18 protein-coding genes are annotated in these 20040 nt (G+C 62.8%); 13 read left to right on the top strand and 5 right to left on the bottom strand.

The window, feature by feature from the left end; genetic code table 11:
- Positions 1–250: 250 nt before the first annotated feature.
- The 4 genes from ACEW8Q_RS18145 to ACEW8Q_RS18130 form a co-directional block, all read right to left on the bottom strand.
- Complete coding sequence (locus ACEW8Q_RS18145; protein WP_373505466.1) at positions 251–2581, bottom strand: Tex family protein; 2331 nt, start codon at positions 2579–2581, stop codon at positions 251–253.
- A gap of 193 nt (positions 2582–2774) precedes the next feature.
- Positions 2775–3704 carry a calcium-binding protein gene (locus tag ACEW8Q_RS18140; RefSeq protein WP_373505465.1) on the bottom strand — a complete coding sequence of 310 codons (930 nt, stop codon included), beginning with the start codon at positions 3702–3704 and terminating at the stop codon, positions 2775–2777.
- Between the two features lie 13 nt (positions 3705–3717).
- Complete coding sequence (locus tag ACEW8Q_RS18135; protein ID WP_373505464.1) at positions 3718–4980, bottom strand: calcium-binding protein; 1263 nt, start codon at positions 4978–4980, stop codon at positions 3718–3720.
- Between the two features lie 229 nt (positions 4981–5209).
- On the bottom strand, positions 5210–6127 hold the full coding sequence (locus tag ACEW8Q_RS18130; RefSeq protein ID WP_373505463.1) for a LysR substrate-binding domain-containing protein: 918 nt from the start codon (positions 6125–6127) through the stop codon (positions 5210–5212).
- A gap of 184 nt (positions 6128–6311) precedes the next feature.
- Between ACEW8Q_RS18130 and katG the strand changes: the two genes are divergently transcribed.
- Entirely contained in the window at positions 6312–8522 is a 2211-nt protein-coding gene (gene katG / locus ACEW8Q_RS18125; RefSeq protein ID WP_373505462.1) for a catalase/peroxidase HPI, read from the top strand.
- A gap of 104 nt (positions 8523–8626) precedes the next feature.
- Here katG and ACEW8Q_RS18120 read toward each other — a convergent pair whose 3' ends face one another.
- Positions 8627–8950 carry a hypothetical protein gene (locus ACEW8Q_RS18120; RefSeq protein WP_373505461.1) on the bottom strand — a complete coding sequence of 108 codons (324 nt, stop codon included), beginning with the start codon at positions 8948–8950 and terminating at the stop codon, positions 8627–8629.
- Between the two features lie 328 nt (positions 8951–9278).
- On the opposite strand from ACEW8Q_RS18120, the gene ACEW8Q_RS18115 reads away from it, so the two are divergent.
- From ACEW8Q_RS18115 to ACEW8Q_RS18060, 12 genes are all read left to right on the top strand, one after another.
- Complete coding sequence (locus tag ACEW8Q_RS18115) at positions 9279–10283, top strand: sugar ABC transporter substrate-binding protein (protein ID WP_373505460.1); 1005 nt, start codon at positions 9279–9281, stop codon at positions 10281–10283.
- 79 nt (positions 10284–10362) lie between these two features.
- On the top strand, positions 10363–11388 hold the full coding sequence (locus tag ACEW8Q_RS18110) for an ABC transporter permease (RefSeq protein ID WP_373505459.1): 1026 nt from the start codon (positions 10363–10365) through the stop codon (positions 11386–11388).
- On the top strand, positions 11385–12953 hold the full coding sequence (locus ACEW8Q_RS18105; protein ID WP_373505458.1) for a sugar ABC transporter ATP-binding protein: 1569 nt from the start codon (positions 11385–11387) through the stop codon (positions 12951–12953). Before ACEW8Q_RS18110 ends, ACEW8Q_RS18105 begins: the two co-directional genes overlap by 4 nt.
- A complete protein-coding gene (locus tag ACEW8Q_RS18100) occupies positions 12950–13930 on the top strand; it encodes an ABC transporter permease (RefSeq protein WP_373505457.1) in 981 nt (326 codons plus the stop codon). The genes ACEW8Q_RS18105 and ACEW8Q_RS18100 overlap by 4 nt, the downstream gene beginning before the upstream one ends.
- Positions 13931–13975: 45 nt before the next feature.
- Positions 13976–14743, top strand: a complete 768-nt coding sequence (locus tag ACEW8Q_RS18095) for an SDR family NAD(P)-dependent oxidoreductase (RefSeq protein WP_373505456.1) — start codon at positions 13976–13978, stop codon at positions 14741–14743.
- Between the two features lie 18 nt (positions 14744–14761).
- Complete coding sequence (locus tag ACEW8Q_RS18090; RefSeq protein ID WP_373505455.1) at positions 14762–15805, top strand: Gfo/Idh/MocA family protein; 1044 nt, start codon at positions 14762–14764, stop codon at positions 15803–15805.
- 39 nt (positions 15806–15844) lie between these two features.
- Positions 15845–16540 carry an RraA family protein gene (locus tag ACEW8Q_RS18085; protein WP_373505454.1) on the top strand — a complete coding sequence of 232 codons (696 nt, stop codon included), beginning with the start codon at positions 15845–15847 and terminating at the stop codon, positions 16538–16540.
- A gap of 24 nt (positions 16541–16564) precedes the next feature.
- Positions 16565–17590, top strand: a complete 1026-nt coding sequence (locus ACEW8Q_RS18080; protein ID WP_373505453.1) for an NAD(P)-dependent oxidoreductase — start codon at positions 16565–16567, stop codon at positions 17588–17590.
- Between the two features lie 94 nt (positions 17591–17684).
- Positions 17685–18410, top strand: a complete 726-nt coding sequence (locus tag ACEW8Q_RS18075; RefSeq protein ID WP_373505452.1) for a GntR family transcriptional regulator — start codon at positions 17685–17687, stop codon at positions 18408–18410.
- Positions 18410–18865: an ADP-ribosylglycohydrolase family protein gene (locus tag ACEW8Q_RS18070; RefSeq protein WP_373505451.1), complete on the top strand. Its 456-nt coding sequence runs from the start codon at positions 18410–18412 to the stop codon at positions 18863–18865. Before ACEW8Q_RS18075 ends, ACEW8Q_RS18070 begins: the two co-directional genes overlap by 1 nt.
- Positions 18828–19430 (top strand): ADP-ribosylglycohydrolase family protein, encoded by a 603-nt coding sequence (locus tag ACEW8Q_RS18065; protein WP_373505450.1) that lies wholly within the window; start codon positions 18828–18830, stop codon positions 19428–19430. Before ACEW8Q_RS18070 ends, ACEW8Q_RS18065 begins: the two co-directional genes overlap by 38 nt.
- A partial coding sequence (locus ACEW8Q_RS18060; protein WP_373505449.1) for a PfkB family carbohydrate kinase occupies positions 19427–20040 on the top strand: 614 nt, incomplete at its 3' end. The genes ACEW8Q_RS18065 and ACEW8Q_RS18060, both read left to right, overlap by 4 nt.

The following is a 20040-nucleotide window of genomic DNA, read 5'->3' as shown; positions in this document are numbered from 1 at the left end:
ATACTCGCTCTTTCTGGCCGGTCAAGACAGAATACATGCTGCACTGCCGCAACGTTTGTGCGATGCAATATCGTTCTTACGTGCATCCCCATCGTTCGGAATGAGCCATCGAGCGATCAATCATGCCCATACTGTGAGCAAAAGCTCATTCAATTTCGCGCAAAGGCATATGAAGGGGCGCTGGCTCAACCGGCCCAGGTGGCGCGGCAGCGCGTCCGATGGTGAATTTTCGGGAGTTCGCGGCCTACCGTCAGGAGTTCGGAGTGGTCTTGCGGTTCAGCGCGTCCAGTAGCGCCGCGCCCAGAGCGCCCGTCTGCGGCTTCCCCGCCGGCTTCGCGGGCTTGAACTTGCCGGCCGGCTTCGCGTCCCTGCCCGCACCGCCCATGGATGCAGCGCGCGCCTCGCGTGCCGATTCACCGCCATCCTTCCGCATCGTGAGGCTGATGCGATTGCGCGGCAGGTCGACTTCGACGACGCGGACGCGGACGATGTCGCCCGTCTTCACCACCTCGTGCGGGTCCTTGATGAAGCGGTCGGCGAGTTGGCTCACATGCACGAGCCCGTCCTGGTGCACGCCAATGTCAACGAAGGCCCCGAAGGCGGCGACGTTGGTGACGGTACCTTCCAGCACCATGCCGGGCTTCAGGTCCTTCAGACCTTCCACACCATCGGCGAAGGTCGCGGTCTTGAAACTCGGGCGCGGATCGCGGCCCGGCTTTTCGAACTCCGCCAGAATGTCCTGGATGGTGGGAAGCCCGAAGGCATCGTCGACGAAGTCCTGCGGCTTGAGGCTGCGCAGGGTGCTGGTGTCACCCATCAGGCTGCGGACATCGCGGCCGCAAGCCTGAACGATCTTGCGCGCCACGCCATAGGCCTCCGGGTGAACAGCGGAGGCATCGAGCGGCTCGTCGCCATCGCGAATGCGCAGGAAGCCCGCCGATTGCTCGAAGGCGCGTGGGCCCAGGCGGAAGACCTTGAGCAGGTCCTGTCGCGAGCGGAAGGCGCCATTGGCATGGCGGTGCTCGACGATGGCCTCGGCCAAGCCTGTGCCGAGGCCCGAGACATGGGCCAGAAGCGGGGCCGACGCGGTGTTGAGATCGACACCGACCGCGTTCACGGCATCCTCGACGACGGCTTCGAGCGAGCGCGCCAGATTGTACTGGTCGACATCGTGCTGATACTGGCCGACGCCGATCGACTTCGGTTCGATCTTGACGAGTTCGGCCAGCGGGTCCTGAAGGCGGCGGGCAATGGAGACGGCACCGCGCAGCGAGACATCGAGATCGGGGAATTCGCGCGCCGCCAGTTCCGAGGCGGAATAGACCGAGGCGCCTGCCTCGGACACCACAACCTTGGTCGGCGCTTTCGCATCCTTGGGCAGAAGCGCCAGCGTATCGGCCACCAATCGCTCGGTCTCGCGGCTGGCCGTTCCGTTGCCGATGGCAATGAGTTCGACATTGTGCCGGGCGATGAGCCGCAGCAGCGCGGACTGCGCACCGCGCAGGTCGTTCTTCGGCTGGAAGGGATAGATCGTCTCTGTCTCCAGCAGCCGGCCGGTCGAATCGACCACCGCCGCCTTGACGCCGGTGCGGATTCCGGGATCGAGGCCAAGAGTCGGGCGCGAGCCCGCGGGCGCCGCCAGAAGAAGGCTCTTGAGGTTGCGGGCGAAAACCGCGATCGCCTCGTCATGGGCCCGCGACCGGAGATCGCCCAGCAGGTCGATCATCATGGTGATCGAGAGCTTCACACGCCATGTCCAGTCGGCAGCGGCCCGCAGCCAGCGATCACCAGCGCCCTGCCCGTGGATAACGATGTGGCGGCAGATGATCTCGGCGGCCCGCGCGCTGCCTACTTCAGGCTCAGGCGCGATGTCGAGTGTCACGATCTCTTCCTTCGAGGCGCGCAGCATGGCCAGTGCGCGATGCGAGGCGACCTTGGCCCATGGCTCGCGGTGGTCGAAGTAGTCCGAGAACTTGGCGCCCTTCTCTTCCTGTCCCGCGATGACCTTGGAACTCAGCACCGCCTCGTTCTTCATGTTGGTTCGCAACTCGCCAAGAAGAGCCGCGTTCTCGGCCAGCCCTTCCATCAGGATGTCGCGGGCGCCATTCAGTGCGTCCTTGATCGCCGGGACGGCCTCGGTGACGAATGCCGCTGCCAGTGCCTCGGGCTCGGCGGCACGGTCCGCCATGATCTGCGTGAGCAGCGGTTCAAGGCCGTTCTCGCGCGCGATCATCGCCTTGGTGCGGCGCTTCGGCTTGTAGGGAAGATAGATGTCTTCAAGCTCGGACTTCGTTCCGGCCCTGGTGATGGATATCGCAAGTTCGTCGGTGAGCTTGCCCTGCGACCTGATCGAATCGACGATGGCCGCGCGGCGGGATTCGAGTTCGCGCAGATAGGTCAGGCGTTCGGCGAGCTTCCGCAATTGCGTGTCGTCGAGCCCACCGGTGACTTCCTTGCGATAGCGCGCGATGAAGGGAACGGTGGCACCTTCGTCCAGAAGCGCCACGGCCGCAGTGACTTGCCGCGATTCCGCGCCGATCTCTTCCGCGATTGTCCGTGCGATCTGTGCTGAAGTGTCCAAGCCTGCCTCCGTCGTCTGCGCCGGAGGGCTTCTTAGTCGCGATCACTCCGCCGAGGCAGAAGATTTGAATCGCAGCCGGAAATTTCCTGTGGACGACTCAACGCCCTGCCTGACGGCGGGCAACATGACTGGATGACCGGAGATAGCTCGCGAATGACACGACAGGATTGAAGTGCCTGAATCCCGCTAGAGACTAGGCGATTTCGAAATCCTGGAAGGACAGGGCAACTCCAGCTTTAAGCTTGGCCAGAAGCACTGCCGCGTTACTACCCGTGCCATCGGGATCATACAGCAAGCGGCCAGACGGCGCGTCATAGATCAGCCGATCATCCGCTTCGGCCGCCGCAGTGCCTTGCACAAACTGAAATTCGTTAAGAGACGCTGCCTGAATGAAAGACAAGACGATCCTATCCGTTCCAGGCTTGAAGTCAGCAAGAGTGTCGGCGCTTGATGCCGTGGGCACAACATCAAAGACAAATGCGTCATTGCCGATGCCTCCAATGAGAACGTCTCTGCCTCCCCGGCCATAAAGCGTGTCATTGCCGCGTCCGCCTTCCAATCTGTTAACCACGAAGTTTCCGATCAGATCGTCGTGCCCTCTCGAACCTACGATGTTCTCAAATCCATACAATTCATCGCCCGCCGCACTGTTGAATCCGGTCTCAAGTGCTGTTGTCAATGGATCAATGGAGACTCTAACGCCAAATAGCTCGGAGCCATAGTATGCCGTGTCAATTCCATCGCCGCCATCCATGATGTCGGCGCCCCAGCCGCCTTCGATGATGTTGTTGCCGTCGTTGCCACCGATCTCATTGTCGCCATCGTTGCCGCGTGCAATGAGATTGTCGCTGCCAAAGAGGAACAAGTCTTCCACATGACCGGAAACTTGGTTATCGTCTAGGCTGAGACTGTAAGAGACGTAGGAAAAAACCTTATCCAGCTGTTTTACATCGAGGCCGCCTCCTGTGCTGTCCAATTCATGTACGAAATCCGAGACATGGTCTACCAAATAGATATCCCTTCCGCCTCCGCCAAACAACTCGTCTAAACCCATTCCTCCATTCAGAATGTCGTTGCCGTTCCCGCCGTTGATGATGTCGTTGCCGCCCAATCCATTCAGCACATTGTCTGATAGATCATTGCCGTTGATTATGTTTCGGACGTCGTTGCCGACGCCGTAGATCTCCGTACCGGCTTGCCTGGCCCTCGAATACCAGGTTCTCTACGAACTGCATCAGTTCCAGGCTGTAGATCTGCAACGACGTCGTGATGGTGTCTGCTTCGCCTTCGACGTCCTCTTCGAACACCTCGTCTGCTACATCATCGACATGGTACCAGTCCTCACCCTGCCCGCCGACCATGTAGTCGGCGCCTTCGCCGCCTGTCAGCCAGTCGACTCCATCTCCACCAAACAGTTCGTCGTCCATCTTTCCGCCGAAAACTGTATCAGTGCCGTCACCGCCTTGCAGTTGGTCCGAGCCAGCGCCGCCATCGAGGACATCGTCACCATCGCTGCCATCGAGATAGTCACTCTTTCCGCCTCCAATCAGGATGTCGTTGCCCGATTGACCGAGAAGATCATCCTCGCCGTTGGAACCGATCACCAGATCGTTGCCGGAATCACCATCGAGGGAATTGTTTCCGCCCGTCGCAATGAGGATGTCGTTACCCGAACGCCCCCACAGGCGGCCGCCTGCCGTTACGCCGACAAGTATGTCATCGAAGTCGCTGCCGTAAATCGTCTCGCAATTGGTCACCACGTCTCGTGAACCAAAGCCATCAAGAGCGACCTGGGCGTCGAAGCTGCCCTGGGCCATGATCCTGGATGAGAAGGGCGCGAGAATGTCAGGCGCCACCCCCTCCAGACTACCCAATATCCCGGCAGCGGAAAGTGTTGCAGTTGAAATATTGACGATGCTTCCGGCATTGGGGTGCTCGCAATTGTAGATGTCAATGCCAGTTCCGCCGTTCAGCTTGTCGATGCCTCCACCGCCCGACAGCATGTCATCGCCGCCGCCACCATTGATGATGTCCGGTCCCGACCGGTCCTCGATGTTCCAGTCGAAAAATGCTTCGCCAAAGATTCGATCATCCTGGCTTCCGCCAAGGAAGGTATCCTTTCCACCACCGAGAATCGCCGGGATGAGGCCAATCGACTTGGCATTGCCGAGGTCCGTGACAGTGATCACATTCGTGACGACGATCGACAGGACAGTTACGATCTTGTCGCCATTGCTGTTGGTCGTCGTCTTGATGTTGTGGCGCAGTTCCTGGCCGAACTGGTTGAATCCACGAATGACCGTGTTGCTCGATGATGTGATCGACGCGAACAGCAGCAGCCGGCCGTCAGCTGGGGCGGCGGATTCAGGAAGTTCGCCCGTGATGGTGAAAATTGGCATGCTCGCTCCCAGCTGCAGATATGATGAGTCGGACGGCCGGCATTCGCCGGAAAATCGGCATGCCGATCCCAAGATTGGCTCATGCGCGCAAAGATTGCAATGCCCGCGCCGCCGCCGTGTACCCTTGTCTTTCGTACGCGGCTCCCTCGGCCTTCATCAGACGCGGAAACCGGCACCGACGTCCATACGGCCACAAGATGCGCACCCACGCGGGGCGGACTGCGCTGCCTCAGGCGACGATGCTGCGCTGCTCGCGCAGGCTGGCGGCGGATTGGCGGACCACCTCGGAAATCTGGAGGAGCTGGTTGCTCAAGGGGCTGGTGCTGCGCCAGATCATGCCGATGGTCCGCGAGGGCTTCGGCGAACTGAATCGCGCAATCGACACCAAGGCGGAGCGAGTTTCGACCGGCACCGCCATTTCGGGAATCAGGGTGACGCCGATTCCGGCGCTCACCATCTGGACAAGAGTCGAGAGCGAACTGCCTTCCAGCAGCTCCCTCGGCAGCGTGGATTGCATGTTGCAGAAGGAGAGGGCCTGATCGCGGAAGCAATGGCCTTCCTCCAGAAGCAGCAACCGCATCTCGCGCAGCGCCTCGCCATTCGGCACCGGCTTTCCCTCATCCTCGCCGGGGCGCACCAGCACAAAATCTTCCGCAAACAGCGCGACCTCGGCAAGGGATGGTTCCGACACGGGCAGCGCCACGATCGCCGTATCGAGCCGCCCCTCGGCCAGTTCCTGGATCAGCCGGGCCGTCAGTGTCTCGCGGACGTGAATGTCGAGACCCGCATAATGCCGTGTGAGATTGCCGATGATCGTCGGCAGAAGATAGGGCGCCACCGTCGGGATCACGCCAATCCTGAGCCTACCCGCCAGCTGGTTCTGCGAGGCGCGCGCGAGGTCCGCCAGCTCGTCGACCGACCGGAGGATGCCGCGAACACGCAAAGCGAATTCTTCCCCGAAGCCGGTGAGCCGGACCTGCCGTGGGCCCCGTTCAAACAGGGTAGCGCCCAGCGATTCCTCGAGGTCCTTGATCTGCAGCGACAGGGCGGGCTGGGAAATCGAGGAGGCGCCGGCGGCGCGCCCGAAATGGCCGTGCCGCGCCAGGGCCTCGAAATAGCGGAGCTGCCTGATCGTGAGATTGTTCATAAGATAATCTTATCTCTACAATCAGAAAATTCAACTATTACTAATCGACAGGTTGCGATAAACTATTTCCCACTGAGCTTAGACTAGCCTCCATCCTGAACCAGGCATACCGGCCTCGGGTCAGTTACGCATGCTGGCGACCTCGCGGCTCAAACGGCTCAAGCCCAATGATCGGAGATGATACATGGACCGCAAGGACACTGGAACGGCAGGCAAGTGCCCCGTCGTGCACGGAGCTCCCAAGCACGCAACCTTTGGAGGCAGGTCGAATCGCGACTGGTGGCCAGACCAGCTGAACCTCAAGATTCTGGCCCAGCACTCGGCCCTCTCCAATCCCATGGGCGAAGCCTTCAACTACGCGGAAGAGTTCAAGTCGGTCGATCTCGGGGCGGTGAAGAAGGACATCTTCGCCCTGATGACCAATTCGCAGGAGTGGTGGCCGGCCGACTTCGGCCACTATGGGCCGTTCTTCGTCCGCATGGCCTGGCACAGTGCCGGCACCTATCGCACGGGCGACGGCCGTGGGGGCGCAGGCAACGGCACGCAGCGCTTTGCCCCGCTCAACAGCTGGCCCGACAACGGCAATCTTGACAAGGCCCGCAGGCTGCTGTGGCCGGTGAAGCAGAAGTACGGCAACAAGCTGTCCTGGGCCGACCTCATGATCCTCGCCGGCAACTGCGCGCTCGAATCGATGGGCTTCAAGACCTTCGGCTTCGGCGGCGGACGCGCGGATGTCTGGGAACCGGAAGAGGACATCTACTGGGGTGCAGAAGGCAAGTGGCTCGAGGACCAGCGCTACAGCGGCGACCGTGATCTCGAGAATCCTCTCGCCGCGGTGCAGATGGGCCTGATCTATGTGAACCCGGAAGGCCCGAACGGCAAGCCTGACCCGGTGGCCGCGGCCCGCGACATCCGCGAGACCTTCGCGCGCATGGCGATGGACGATGAAGAGACCGTGGCCCTCATTGCCGGCGGGCACACGTTCGGCAAGACCCACGGTGCGGGGCCCGCTTCGCATGTCGGCCCGGAACCCGAGGCCGCCCCGATCGAAGCTCAAGGCCTCGGCTGGCTGTCGAGCTACGGCAGCGGCAAGGGCGGCGACGCGATCACCAGCGGAATCGAAGTCACCTGGACCACGACGCCGACCCGGTGGAGCAGCAACTTCCTGTGGAACCTCTTCGGCTATGAATGGGAGCTGACCAAAAGCCCGGCCGGCGCCCACCAGTGGACGCCGAAGCATGGCATGGGTGCCGCCACGGTGCCCGATGCACATGATCCGGCCAAGCGCCACGCGCCGTCCATGCTGACGACGGACCTCGCGCTCCGCTTCGACCCCGCCTACGAGAAGATCGCGCGGCGCTTCCTCGAGAACCCGGACCAGTTCGCCGATGCCTTCGCGCGCGCCTGGTTCAAGCTCACCCACCGCGACATGGGCCCGAAGGTGCGCTACCTCGGACCGGAAGTCCCCGCCGAAAACCTGATCTGGCAGGACCCGATCCCGGCCGTCGATCATCCGCTGGTCGATACGAACGACATTGCGGCGCTCAAGGCGAAGATCCTCGCGTCGGGTCTTTCGATCTCGCAGCTGGTCTCGACAGCCTGGGCCTCGGCCTCGACCTTCCGCGGCTCCGACAAGCGCGGCGGCGCCAATGGCGCCCGCATCCGCCTTGCCCCGCAGAAGGACTGGGACGTCAACCAGCCGGCCGAACTGGCGAAAGTGCTGGACGTTCTCGGAGCCATCCAGACGGCGTTCAACGCATCGCAGTCCGGGGGCAAGAAGGTGTCGATCGCCGACCAGATCGTGCTGGGCGGCTGTGCCGCCATCGAGCAGGCTGCGAAGAACGCCGGTCACAGTGTGGAAGTTCCCTTCACGCCCGGCCGCACCGATGCCTCTCAGGAACAGACCGACGCCGAATCCTTCGGCGTGCTCGAACCGACCGCCGATGGCTTCCGCAACTACCTCAAGACGCATTACTCTCTCTCGGCCGAGGAACTGCTGGTCGACCGGGCGCAGCTGCTGACGCTGACAGCGCCCGAGATGACGGTGCTGGTGGGCGGCCTCCGCGTGCTGAACGCCAACGCCGGGCAGTCGAGCCACGGCGTGTTCACGACACGTCGCGAAACGCTGACGAACGACTTCTTCGTCAACCTGCTCGACATGGGCACGGCATGGAAGTCTGCTTCCGAAGGCGAGGACGTGTTCGAAGGCCGCGACCGCGCGACGGGCGATCTCAAATGGACAGCGACTCGCGTCGATCTGGTCTTCGGGTCGAACTCGCAGCTGCGCGCCATCGCGGAGGTCTATGCCCAGAACGACTCGAAGGAGCGTTTCGTGCGCGACTTCGTGGCGGCGTGGAACAAGGTGATGAACGCCGACCGCTTCGACCTCGCGTGACAACGACCCGCGGCGGCCGATAACAAAGACTGGGCGGCGTTTCCAATCAGCGGAAACGCCGCCCTAATTCTTCAAGTGACGTCCGGGGCGTATGCCCACTCAGCCTAGTTGCTGGTTCCCGGGCAGATTTCGATCGACGGGATCGTGGTGACAGCCCCATTGGCATAGTGGCAGTACCGGTACTCGCCATTGACCCTCTCAGACACCAAGCCGCCGGACTCCGTGTTCTTCTGGATGTCCTGCTGTCCGCCCAGTCCCCTGTTCGTGACAGGGCACTGATTGCTCGAACCGACGGTCAGCGCACCGCCATCGGAATAATAGCAATAGCGGTAATAGCCATCGACCTTCTCGCTCTGCAGCTGGCCGTCGGCAAATGCTGCGGTGGACGAGATCAGGATGCTCACGACCAGTAGTGCGACTTTCTTCACTTTGGCTCTCCACAAGAAACTGACAGGCTTGGCACGGCTTCAGCTGTCCCTGTTCCGGACAGCACAGGGACGATGCCACCTCTCTCCTGTACCATGCGCCCTGAGGCGGATGAAGTGCCACGCCTGTCATTACGTTTGCAAGTGGCGCCCATGGTGTATGAAATCCGGCATGGCAGCGACTCCCAATGAATTTCGGCAGTGCAGCATGGATATCGCTTTGCACTCTGACAAATCCTGCCTGCTACCCACTTGCCAAGACCCCTGAACTGTCACAACATCACAACGTAAGCTGGTTATCATATGATACCAGTGTCTGGGAGGACTGAAAATGAAGCTTACAAGACGTGACTTTACGGTCGGCGCTCTGCTGGCTGCGGGAACGATGGGGCTTCCCATCATGGTCAAGGCAGAAGGCACCAAGACCGTCGCCCTGCTTTTCGACAGCCTCGTGTCGCCGTTCTGGGTGTCCGGCATCGAGATCATGCGCGAGAAGGCCAAGGCAAATGGCTGGGAGACGCTCGAGAACATATCCGACTTCGACGACAACAAGCAGTTCGAGCAGGTCAAGGCCATGATCGGCCGAAAGGTCGATGGCATCCTGATCATCCAGACCGACTCGAAGGCCGTGATCCCGGCCATCCGCGCGGCCAATGAAGCCGGTATCCCGATGGTTCACTTCAACCGGCCGCCCGCCGAAAGTGACGCCTACTCCGTGGCGATCCAGGCTGACAACCGCAAGATCATGGCCGACACCGTCCAGTTCCTCGTCGACGAGGCCAAGAAGATGGGCGGCAAGTACAAGGCCTGCCTGCTGATCGGCGACCTCGGCGACGTCAATGCCATCCAGCGCCGCGACGGCTTCTTCGACGTCGTCGACAAGAACGCCGACATCATCGAAGTGGTGGCGCGCGTCTCGACCGAGTGGAATGCCGACAAGGCCTTCGCCGGCCTCACCAATGCGCTTCAGGCCAACCCGGACATCAACTTCCTCGTTACCTCGTCGGACTTCATGCACCCGCAGATCGAGCAGGTGCTGCAGACCGCCGACAAGTGGCACAAGCGCGGCGAGCCGGGCCATGTGCTCTTCGCCGGCTTCGACGGCGACGAAGGCGCCTATGCCCGCCTCAAGGACGGCTATCTCGATGCCTGCGGCGTCCAGAACCTGTTCCTCGAAGTCGACATGGCCTTCCAGGCCTTCAAGGACATGTGGGACGGCAAGAAGCCGGAAAAACTCCTGCTCGATCCGGGCTTCGTCATCACGCAGGCCAATCTCGCCGAGAAGCAGGACGAGATGTGGGGCTACACAGTCTGGAAGAAGCAGAACGGCGGCTGATCCTTCGAAACTGGCACCGCCGCGGCCGATGGCCGTGGCGGTGACTGCCGTCCCGCATCCCCCCGCGAGCACCCGATCAATGACCTCTACCGACGCCACGATCGCATCGAGACCGCGCGCGCAGCCTGCGTGGAAGCGCCTGCTTCTCTCCGAGTATCTGGTCCTCGTCCTCACCGTTCTCTATTTCGCGGTAATGTGGACGATCGTTCCCGAAATCGCGGCGGCTGATACGCTGCTCGACATCCTGAGCGCGATGATGCCGCTTCTGGTCGTGGCCATCGGCCAGACCTTCGTGCTGATCGTCGCCGGGATCGATCTTTCGGCACCTTCGATCATCGCCATGGCCAGTGTCGTCGGTGCCTCCGTGATGACGGGCGATGCTGGCTATGCAAATGGAACCGGCTTCGAAATCATTGCCGGCATTCTCGCCTTCATCGCAGTCGGGACCGTCATCGGCACGTTCAACGGCGTCTGCACCACAAGATTCAGCATGCCGGCGTTCATCGTGACCCTGACGACGATGATGTTCTTTTCGGGCGCTGCCATCTGGTACACAACGGTCCATACCGATGCGAGCAGCATCGGCAATCTGCCGCGCGGCTTCATCGAGATTGGCCAGGGCCGCGTGATGGGACTGCCCGTCTCGCTCGCCGTCGTCATCGTGGTCGCGGGTATTGCGCACTTCATTCTCAGCCGCACGGTTTACGGCCGTTGGCTCTACGCGGTGGGTCTCAACCCGAAAGCAGCGGCGGTTTCGGGCGTGCCGGTTCGCAAGGTCATCTTCTGGGCCTTCGTCATCTCCGGCGTCTGCGCGGCGATCTCGTCCATCCTCTATACAGGACGGCTTGAAACCGGAACGCCGGTGCTGGGCCAGCGCATTCTTCTCGATGTCGTTGGCGCGGCCGTCATCGGCGGCGTCAGCCTGTTCGGCGGCAAGGGCAAGATCCTGTGGACGATCTTCGGCGTGCTGTTCCTCACCGTCATCGACAAGAGCCTTCAGCTCATGGGCCTTCCCATCGCATCGGTGTTCGCCATCAAGGGCAGCATCATCCTCGCCGCCGCGATCATCGACGCGCAGCGTCACCGCCTGCTGGTGCGCGGATGACGGCTCCCCTCGCCTCTCCCGCCGCATCACCCTCCCTTGAGCGTCCGCTTCTCGAGATCGAAGGCCTGTGCAAGAGCTTCTTCGGCGTCGAGGTGCTGCACAAGGTCGGCTTCTCGCTGCGGGCGGGCCGTGTGCTGGGCCTCGTCGGTGAGAATGGTTCAGGCAAGTCCACGACGATGAACATCATCGGCGGCGTTCACCAGATGGACGCCGGCCGCATCACCTTCGATGGCGCCGACTATCGCCCCAAGGGACCGCGCGATGCGGCGCGGCAGGGCATCGCCTTCATCCATCAGGAACTGAACCTGTTCCGCAACCTGAGCATCGCCGAGAACCTGTTTATCACGGAATTCCCCAAGCTGGTGCCGGGACTGCCCTTCATCGACCGCGCCGCCGCGCGCAAGAAGGCAGCGGAATTGCTGGCCGCCGTCGACCTCGACTACTCGCCCACGACGCTGGTCAACAAGCTCTCGCAGGGCGAGCGCCAGCTTGTCGAGATCGCCAAGGCGCTCGGCGCCAAGGCCAAGGTCATCATCTTCGACGAGCCGACGACATCGCTCACCACACGCGAGACCGACCGGCTGTTCGACATCATCAACAAGCTGCGCGCACAGGGCATCGCGATCATCTACATCAGCCATATTCTCGATGACGTGATGCGGCTCTGCGACGACATCGTGGTGCTGCGCGACGGCAACGTGGTGGGCAGCGCGCTGAAATCCGACATGACCATCGAGCGCATGATCTCGCTGATGGTGGGCCGCAATATCGACCAGCTGTTCCCGCCGCGCGATTATTCTGCCGCGAAGGGTGCGCCGGTTCTTGAAGTGACTGGCATCACCCAGCGCGGCACCGTGAAGGACATCTCGTTCTCGCTCAGGGCGGGCGAGGTGCTGGGCATCTCGGGCCTCATGGGCGCAGGCCGTTCCGAGCTGGCGCGCATCCTTTTCGGCATCGATCCGTTCAGCGGTGGCCAGATCAAGCTCGGCGGCGTTCCGCTTGCCGCACCGACGCCCACCGTCTGCATGGACCATGGCATGGCCTTCCTGACCGAAGACCGCCGCGCCGAAGGCCTGATGATGGAAGCGCCCATCGACAACAACATCGCCTTGTCTTCGCTGCAGAACTACGCAGGCGGGCTGGGCGGAATGATCGACCGCGCACGTCTCGATGCCGATGTGAACAAGATGAGCACGTCGGTTCAGATCAGCGCCAAGGACATCGCCCGCACATTGGTCAAGAACCTCTCGGGCGGCAACCAGCAGAAGGTCGTCATCGGCAAATGGCTGCTGCGCGAACCGAAGGTCTTCATCCTTGACGAGCCGACGCGCGGCATCGATGTCGGCGCCAAGAACGAAGTCTACAAGATCATCAATTCCCTGGCGGCCGGAGGTGCGGGCATCCTCATGATCTCGTCCGAAATCGAAGAACTTGCCGGCATGTGCGACCGCATCATGGTGATGGCGCATGGCGAAATCCGCGCCACGTTCGAGCGTGGCAGCTTCGACCGCGAGGAACTGCTGCGCGCCGCCATGTGGGATGGAATCCGGAGTGCCGCGACATGAACGGGTTCCGTGGCAAGTTCACGCTTCTTGTTCTCCAGAATGCCCCGCTCATCCTGTTCGCGGTGCTCGTCGTCGTTTTCGGCTTCCTGTCGGACCGGTTCCTGACGCCGGTCAACTTCGTCAACATCGTGAACCAGGCGAGTCACATCGCGATCATCGCCATCGGCATGACCTTCGTGCTGCTGATCGCGGGAATCGATCTGTCGGTCGGCGCCAACATGTACTTGAGCGCAGCCGTGCTCGGCGTTTTCCTCGTGGGCATGCCTCCCGCCGTGGCCTTCCCCGTCGTCGCGGTTCTGGGTCTGGCTTTCGGCGCGGTCAATGCCTTCATGATCACGCAGTTGCGTGTCGCGGCGTTCATCACCACGCTCGCCACGCTGTTCATCGGCCGTGGCATCGCGCTCTACTTCTCCGGCAACAAGATGGTGCCGTTCAGCAAGAGCGTGCTCGCTTTTGGCCGCAGCACCTATCTGGGCGTCCCCTCGGCCATCTGGGTCTTCGCAATCGTCCTGATCATTGCGCTGATCGTGCTGAAAATGACGACCTTCGGGCGGCAGGTCTATGCGATCGGTGCCGATCCCGATGCGGCGGCCAAGGCCGGCATCAACGTGAAGCGCGTCGTGTTTGCCGTCTATTGCATCTGCGGCGTCTGCGCGGCTGTGGGTGGGCTGGTATCGGGGAGCCAGGTTGCGGTGGCCTCCTCGACCTTCGGCTTCCAGAAGGAGTTTCCGGTGATTGCCGCTGCCGTGTTGGGCGGAACAAGTCTCTTCGGCGGGCGTGGCGGCGTGCTAGGCACGGTGTTCGGCGCGGTGCTGATCCAGACCGTCGAGAACGGCCTCGTGATGACCAATGCCAACCCCTATATCTATCCGCTTGTCATCAGCGTCATCATCTTCATCGCGGTCTTCACCGACAGTTCGCGGACGACCGTGCTTGAACGGCTGGAGCGGCGGAAGATCAGGGTCGAGCCTGATTGAGTTTTCCGCTGGTTCCCAAGAATTGTATCCAGAGGCTGAATTGACATGACCGGGCCATTTGATCTGACAGGACGTGTTGCGCTGGTCACCGGCGGCAATGGCGGCATCGGCCTGGGCATCGCGAAGGGCCTCGCCGCCGCAGGTGCCAGCGTTGCCATTGCCGGGCGCAACGCGGAGAAGACCGCCGCAGCAATCGCCGAGTTGAAGGCGATGGGCGGGCGGGCGATTGCGGTCGCGGCCGACATCGCGGATGAAACATCGGCCGGGCAGATGGTCCAGACCGTTGCCGATCAACTCGGTCGCCTCGACATCCTCGTGGCCAATGCCGGCATCAACATCCGGAAGCCGCCGGAAGACTATTCGCTGGCGGAATGGCACACCATTCTCGACACCAACCTGACGGGCACCTTCCTCTGCGCGAAAGCGGTGCTTCCGGCCTTCAAGGCGGCGGGTGGCGGCAAGATCATCACCATCGGCTCGATGGCCTCGATCTTCGGCGGCGGCATCATCGGGCCTTATGCGGCGAGCAAGGGCGGCGTGGTGCAGCTCACGAAATCGCTGGCTGTCTCCTGGGCGCAGCACAATGTGCAGGTGAACGCCATTCTTCCCGGCTTCATCGATACACCGCTCACTCGCGGCGGACGCCAGTCGGCTCCTGAAATGTTCGCGAAAGTGGTGGACCGGACGCCCGCCGGGCGTTGGGGCGTCCCTGAAGATCTCGCCGGGCTTGCCGTCTTCCTCGCCAGCCGCGCATCGGACTTCATCACCGGCACGGCCATTCCCGCGGATGGCGGGTATTCGATTCATCTCTAACCTTTTCGGGACAAGACCATGACTGATACAGTTGCCTCACCCATCCGCGTCGGTCTGATCGGATGTGGTTTCTATGCCCAGAACCACCTTAACTCGTGGCGTGACCTTGCCTCCGAGGGCGCGCAGCTGGTGGCGGTCTGTGACCGCGACGAGGCCAAGGCCCGTGCTGCCGGTGAGAAATTCGGCGCGCAATGGTTCACCGATGCAACGCTGATGCTTGATTCCGTGAAACTCGATCTCGTGGACATCACGACACGCATGGACACGCACCGCGAACTCGCCGCACTGACGGCCGCGCACAAGATCCCCACCGTGGTGCAGAAGCCCTTCGCGCCCGAATGGGACGAATGCGTCGCCATCGTGGAAAATGCCAGGAAGCATGGAGCATGGCTGGCGGTGCATGAGAATTTCCGCTTTGCCACCGCCATGATGCGCGTGTCCCAGGTGATCGCTGCCGGGACAATCGGAGAGCCGACCTGGGCTCGCATCAACTTCCGCACGGGTTATGACGTCTACAAGGGACAGCCCTATTTCTACAACGAGGAGCGTCTCGCCATTCTCGATGTCGGAACGCATGTGCTCGATCTCGCGCGTGTGTTCCTGGGCGAGGTGGAGCGCGTGTCCTGCGAGACGCAGCGCCGCAATCCAAAAGTCCGCGCCGAGGATACGGCCACGATGATGCTCCGCCACACGTCGGGAGCGGTTTCGGTCATTGAATGCACCTACGCGGCAAAGCGCTCCGACGACGCATTTCCCGAAACGCTTCTGGAAATCGAAGGCACGGAGGGCTCGATCATCATCAAGAAGGGTGAGGTGATGGCCGTCACCACGCAAGGCCTGTCTTTCGAGGAGCGCGTCGGCACGCCGCTTCTGTCGTGGACCACAAGGCCCTGGCATGTATCGCAGGAGGCCGCGCGTAACACCTGCAAGCACATGCTCGACGCGCTTCGTGCCGGCGTGCCCGCCGACACGTCGGGTGACGATAATCTCAAGACCTACGCTCTGGTCGAAGCCGCCTATGAATCAGCGCGCACCCATGCCGCGGTTCGTCCCAAGGCTTGACGGCAAGTACATTTACACACTCCACAGGACGAACCCGCCATGGACCAGTTTCCCTTCACCGCCGCCGACCTCGAAGTCCTGAAGCAATGGGACACGCCGACGATCTGCAACGGTCTCGAACTGATTGTGCCCGAGCGGCGTGCGGTTGGTTTCACGGTGGAGCCGATGGTGGCGGTGGACCGCAGGTTCCCGCCCATCGTCGGGCTCGCCAGAACCGGCCTCGTGCGCGCCAAGGAACCGCCGCGCGGGCCTATCCCGGCGCGCGAGGACTGGTATGATTATGTCTCGCCTTCGGGACTGCCCACCATTGCCGTGATCCAGGACATCGATGACCGGCCCGGTTTCGGCGCCTTCTGGGGCGAAGTCCAGACGACGATCCACAAGGCGCTGGGCGTATCGGGATGCGTGACTAATGGCTCGTTCCGAGATGTCGACATGCTGGCGCCGGGCTTCCAGATCATCGGCGGCCGCATCGGGCCGAGCCATGCCCACATCCACATGGTGCAGATGAACTGCGACGCCAACATCTTCGGGATGCTGGTACGCCATGACGATGTGATCCATGCCGACTTCCACGGCGCAGTCGTCATTCCGGCCGATGCGGTCAGGAAGTTGCCTGCCGCGATCGACCTTGTGTCGCGCCGCGAGAAGGTCATCCTGGACATGGCGAAGACGCAAGGCTTCAACAGCCGGATGCTGAGAGACGCCTTGAAGCGTTCGGGCGAAATCCATTAGTCTTGCCAACAGGAGGTCGCTCCGATGGACCACCCGGCAATCAGGATCGGCCTGACGGCGGACCTCTTCGACTCAACCGGACGCCCGCTGTTTGGAACCTCTCCGCTGGATCTGTTTGCCGAAGCCGGTCTCGGCTGGGAGAAGTTGCCGCCCGGCGGGCCAGGCATTTCGCCGGATGTGCTGGCAGAGTTCGATGCCCTCTTCATCGGCGGCGCGCGCGTCACCGAGGAGGCGCTGGCGCAGGACAAGGGCCGCCTCCGGGTGCTGGCCCGGAACGGCGTGGGCTTCGATGCGATCGACATTGATGCGGCGTCGCGGCGCGGCATTCTGGTGACCAACACGCCCGTCGCGGTCCGCCATTCGGTCGCGACGACGGCACTCGCCTTCATCCTGGCCCTCAGCTTGCGCCTACCCTTGAAGTCGCGGCTGCTGCGCGAGGGGCGCTGGTCAGAGCGCGGCGACTTTCCCGGTGTCGGGCTTCCCGGACGCTCGATCGGCATCGTCGGCTTCGGCGGCATCGGACAGGAGCTCGCCCGCCTCATGCAACCCTTCGGCCTGAAGACCTTCGCTGCCGATCCCTTCACCGCCGATGAGATCTGCCAGCGGCATGGCGTCGAACGCGTGGACCTGGACAGGCTTCTGACCGAGGCCGACTTCATCGTCATCGCCTGCCTGCTGGATGCCACCACGCGGCATCTGATCAACGCAGAACGCCTGGCCCTGATGAAGCCGACGTCGTTCCTGGTAAACATCGCGCGCGGTCCTATCATTGACGAGCACGCGCTCATTGAGGCGCTTCAGTCGGGCGCGATCGCGGGCGCTGGCCTCGACGTGGTCGAGAAGGAACCGCCCGACCCGGACAATCCGCTCTTCTTCATGGACAACGTGATCACCACACCGCATTCGCTGTGCTGGACGGACACCTTCATGGACGGCGTCGCGCGGACCGCGATCACCAGCATCATCGATGTGGTCAGCGGCAGGCTGCCGGAGTTCATCGTCAATCGCAGCGCCACTGCGCACGCGCGCGTGCGGCAATGGCTGAGGTGAAAGGCAAGCCCGGCAGGCCGATGCCGTGACCTGAAGATGTCGACAGAACGCAAGTAAACAGGTATGGACAGGTGTGAAGTTCGGAGGATGTCCGTTGCGCGCGAACCCAAGGTCACCGGCCATTGCCGCTGCCAAGCCCGACCGGGTTGCCAGCGCGCTTGAGCGCGATATCCGCTCCGGCAAGCTCAGCTACGGCGCGCGGCTGGAAAGCGAGAACGCACTCGTCCGCCGCTTCGAAGTCAGCCGCACGACAGTCCGCAAGGGGCTTGAAACGCTTGCGGGCAAGGGCCTGATCACCACGCGGACGGGGATCGGCTCCTTCGTCACCTTCGACGGGCAGACCATCGACAATGCCTTGGGCTGGACGAGGGCACTGGCCAACCAGAAGGATGTAGTCGAGACCCGCGTGCTGCGGCTGGAGCGCGTGAGGGACAAGTCGCTTGCCTCCCTCCTGATGACGGCGAGCGCCGATTTCATCGCCATCGACCGCACGCGATCGCTCAAGGGCAAGGGCCGCGTCGTTTCCATTGAACGCAGCCGCGTGCCGGTTCGCGCCGAACTGGAGCATGTTCTCAAGACCGGGCTGACGCGCAACTCGCTCTCCGCCACCTTCAAGGAGGCCGGATTGATCGCGGCGGCGGGCGAGGAATGGGCGGAGATCGAGTGCCTTTCCAAGGCGGATGCCGCAATTGCCGGGGTCAAGGCGGGAACGCCGTTTCTGCGCACCCGGCGGCTGGTGCGCGATGCCAGGGGCGGCCCGCTCGAACATGTGGTGAGCCTGCTCGATCCCCGCCACTTCGCCTTGCACCTGGCGTTCTGATGGTGGACGCGCGCATGAGGGACAGGGCATTGGGCGCGTTGGCGGGCGTCGCGCTGGGCGATGCCATGGGCATGCCGACACAGACCCTCACCCGCGAGCAGATCAAGGCGATCTATGGCACCGTCACCGACCTCGTCGATGCGTCTCCGGACCATCCGGTCAGCGCGGGACTGAAGGCCGGAACCATCACCGACGACACCGAGCAAAGCCTGTTGCTGGCCCACCACCTGATCGACCGCCACGGTGCGTTCGATGAGGAGACATGGGCGCGCACGCTGCTCGAGTGGGAACGCGACACCCATGCGCGCGGCGTCAACGATCTCCTCGGCCCCTCGACCAAGCGCGCCATCGAAGCCCTGCTGCGCGGCGTTCCGGCGGCGGAGACGGGGCGCTTCGGCACCACCAATGGCGCCGGCCATGCGGATCGTTCCGGTCGGCATCACAACGCCGCCTGAGCCACTCTCCCGCCTTGTCGACGCGGTGGAGGAAACCTGCCGCCTCACCCACAACACCGCTGAAGCCATCGGCAGCGCGTCAGCCGTCGCCGCTATCGTGAGTGCGGGCCTCAATGGAGCGGATTTCGAATCGAGCCTTGGGCTTGCGCTGGCCGCCGCTGCGGAAGGCGAAACCCGGGGTACGCCCGCCACCGCTGGCTCGATCAGGGCTGAAATCGAGAAGGCCCTGACGCTCGCGCAAGGCCGACGCGGCCATGATGCCGCCATCGCACTTGCCGCGCAGATCGGAACCAGCGTCTCGGCGCTGCAATCCGTGCCGATGGCCTTCGCGGTGGTGCGGCTTGCCGCCGGCGATCCGTGGGACGCGGCCATGATGAGCGCCGTCATCGGGGATGACACCGATACCATCGGCGCCATCTCCTGCGGCATGGCTGGTGCCTGCGCCGGCATGTCGAAGCTCCCGCAGGACCAATGGGAGCGTGTCCGTTCCGTCAATCGCCTCGATCTCGATCCGGTTGTGGATGGGCTGCTTGCCATCCGCCGCACACGGGGGGCGATGCCATGAGTGGCGGACTGCTGCAGCTCTCAGGCGTCGTTATCGACCTCGTGCACCGCATCGACCATCTTCCGGCGTCCGGGGAAGAAGTGGAGGCGCGCGGCTTCTCGATCGAGGCGGGCGGCGGCTTCAATGCCATGGTGGCTGCGCGCCGCATGGGAGCGTCCGTCACCTATGGCGGCGTGCTGGGCACCGGGCTGCTAGCGGAAGTCGCCCTCCGCGCTCTGGTGGCGGAAGGACTTCCTGTCGCCGCAAGCACCCGCGCCGCCAAGGACCAGGGAAGCTGCGCCGTGCTTGTGGATGCAAATGGCGAACGCAGTTTCGTCTCTCATCATGGCGCCGAACGCAATGTCACCATGGCGCATCTCGAATTGCTCAACGCCTCGGCCTACGATTTCGCGTTGCTCACCGGCTATTCGCTCTACAAGCCCGAGAGTGCGGCGGCCTTCGTGCCCTGGCTCTCGGCACGTCCTGTTCCGCCACAGCTCTTCTTCGACCCCGGCCCCATCGTGGCCGACATCCCGGCGGCAGCGCTCGATCCGGTGATGGCGCGGTCCCGCTGGGTGAGTGCCAATGCAGGCGAAGCCAGCGTGCTGACGGGCGAGGCCGATCCGGCAAG

Source organism: Aestuariivirga sp. (assembly GCF_041738905.1).
Classification (GTDB): Bacteria; Pseudomonadota; Alphaproteobacteria; order Rhizobiales; family Aestuariivirgaceae; genus Aestuariivirga.
Note: the sequence above shows the minus strand (reverse complement) of the source record. Positions and strands in the feature narration are given on the sequence as shown.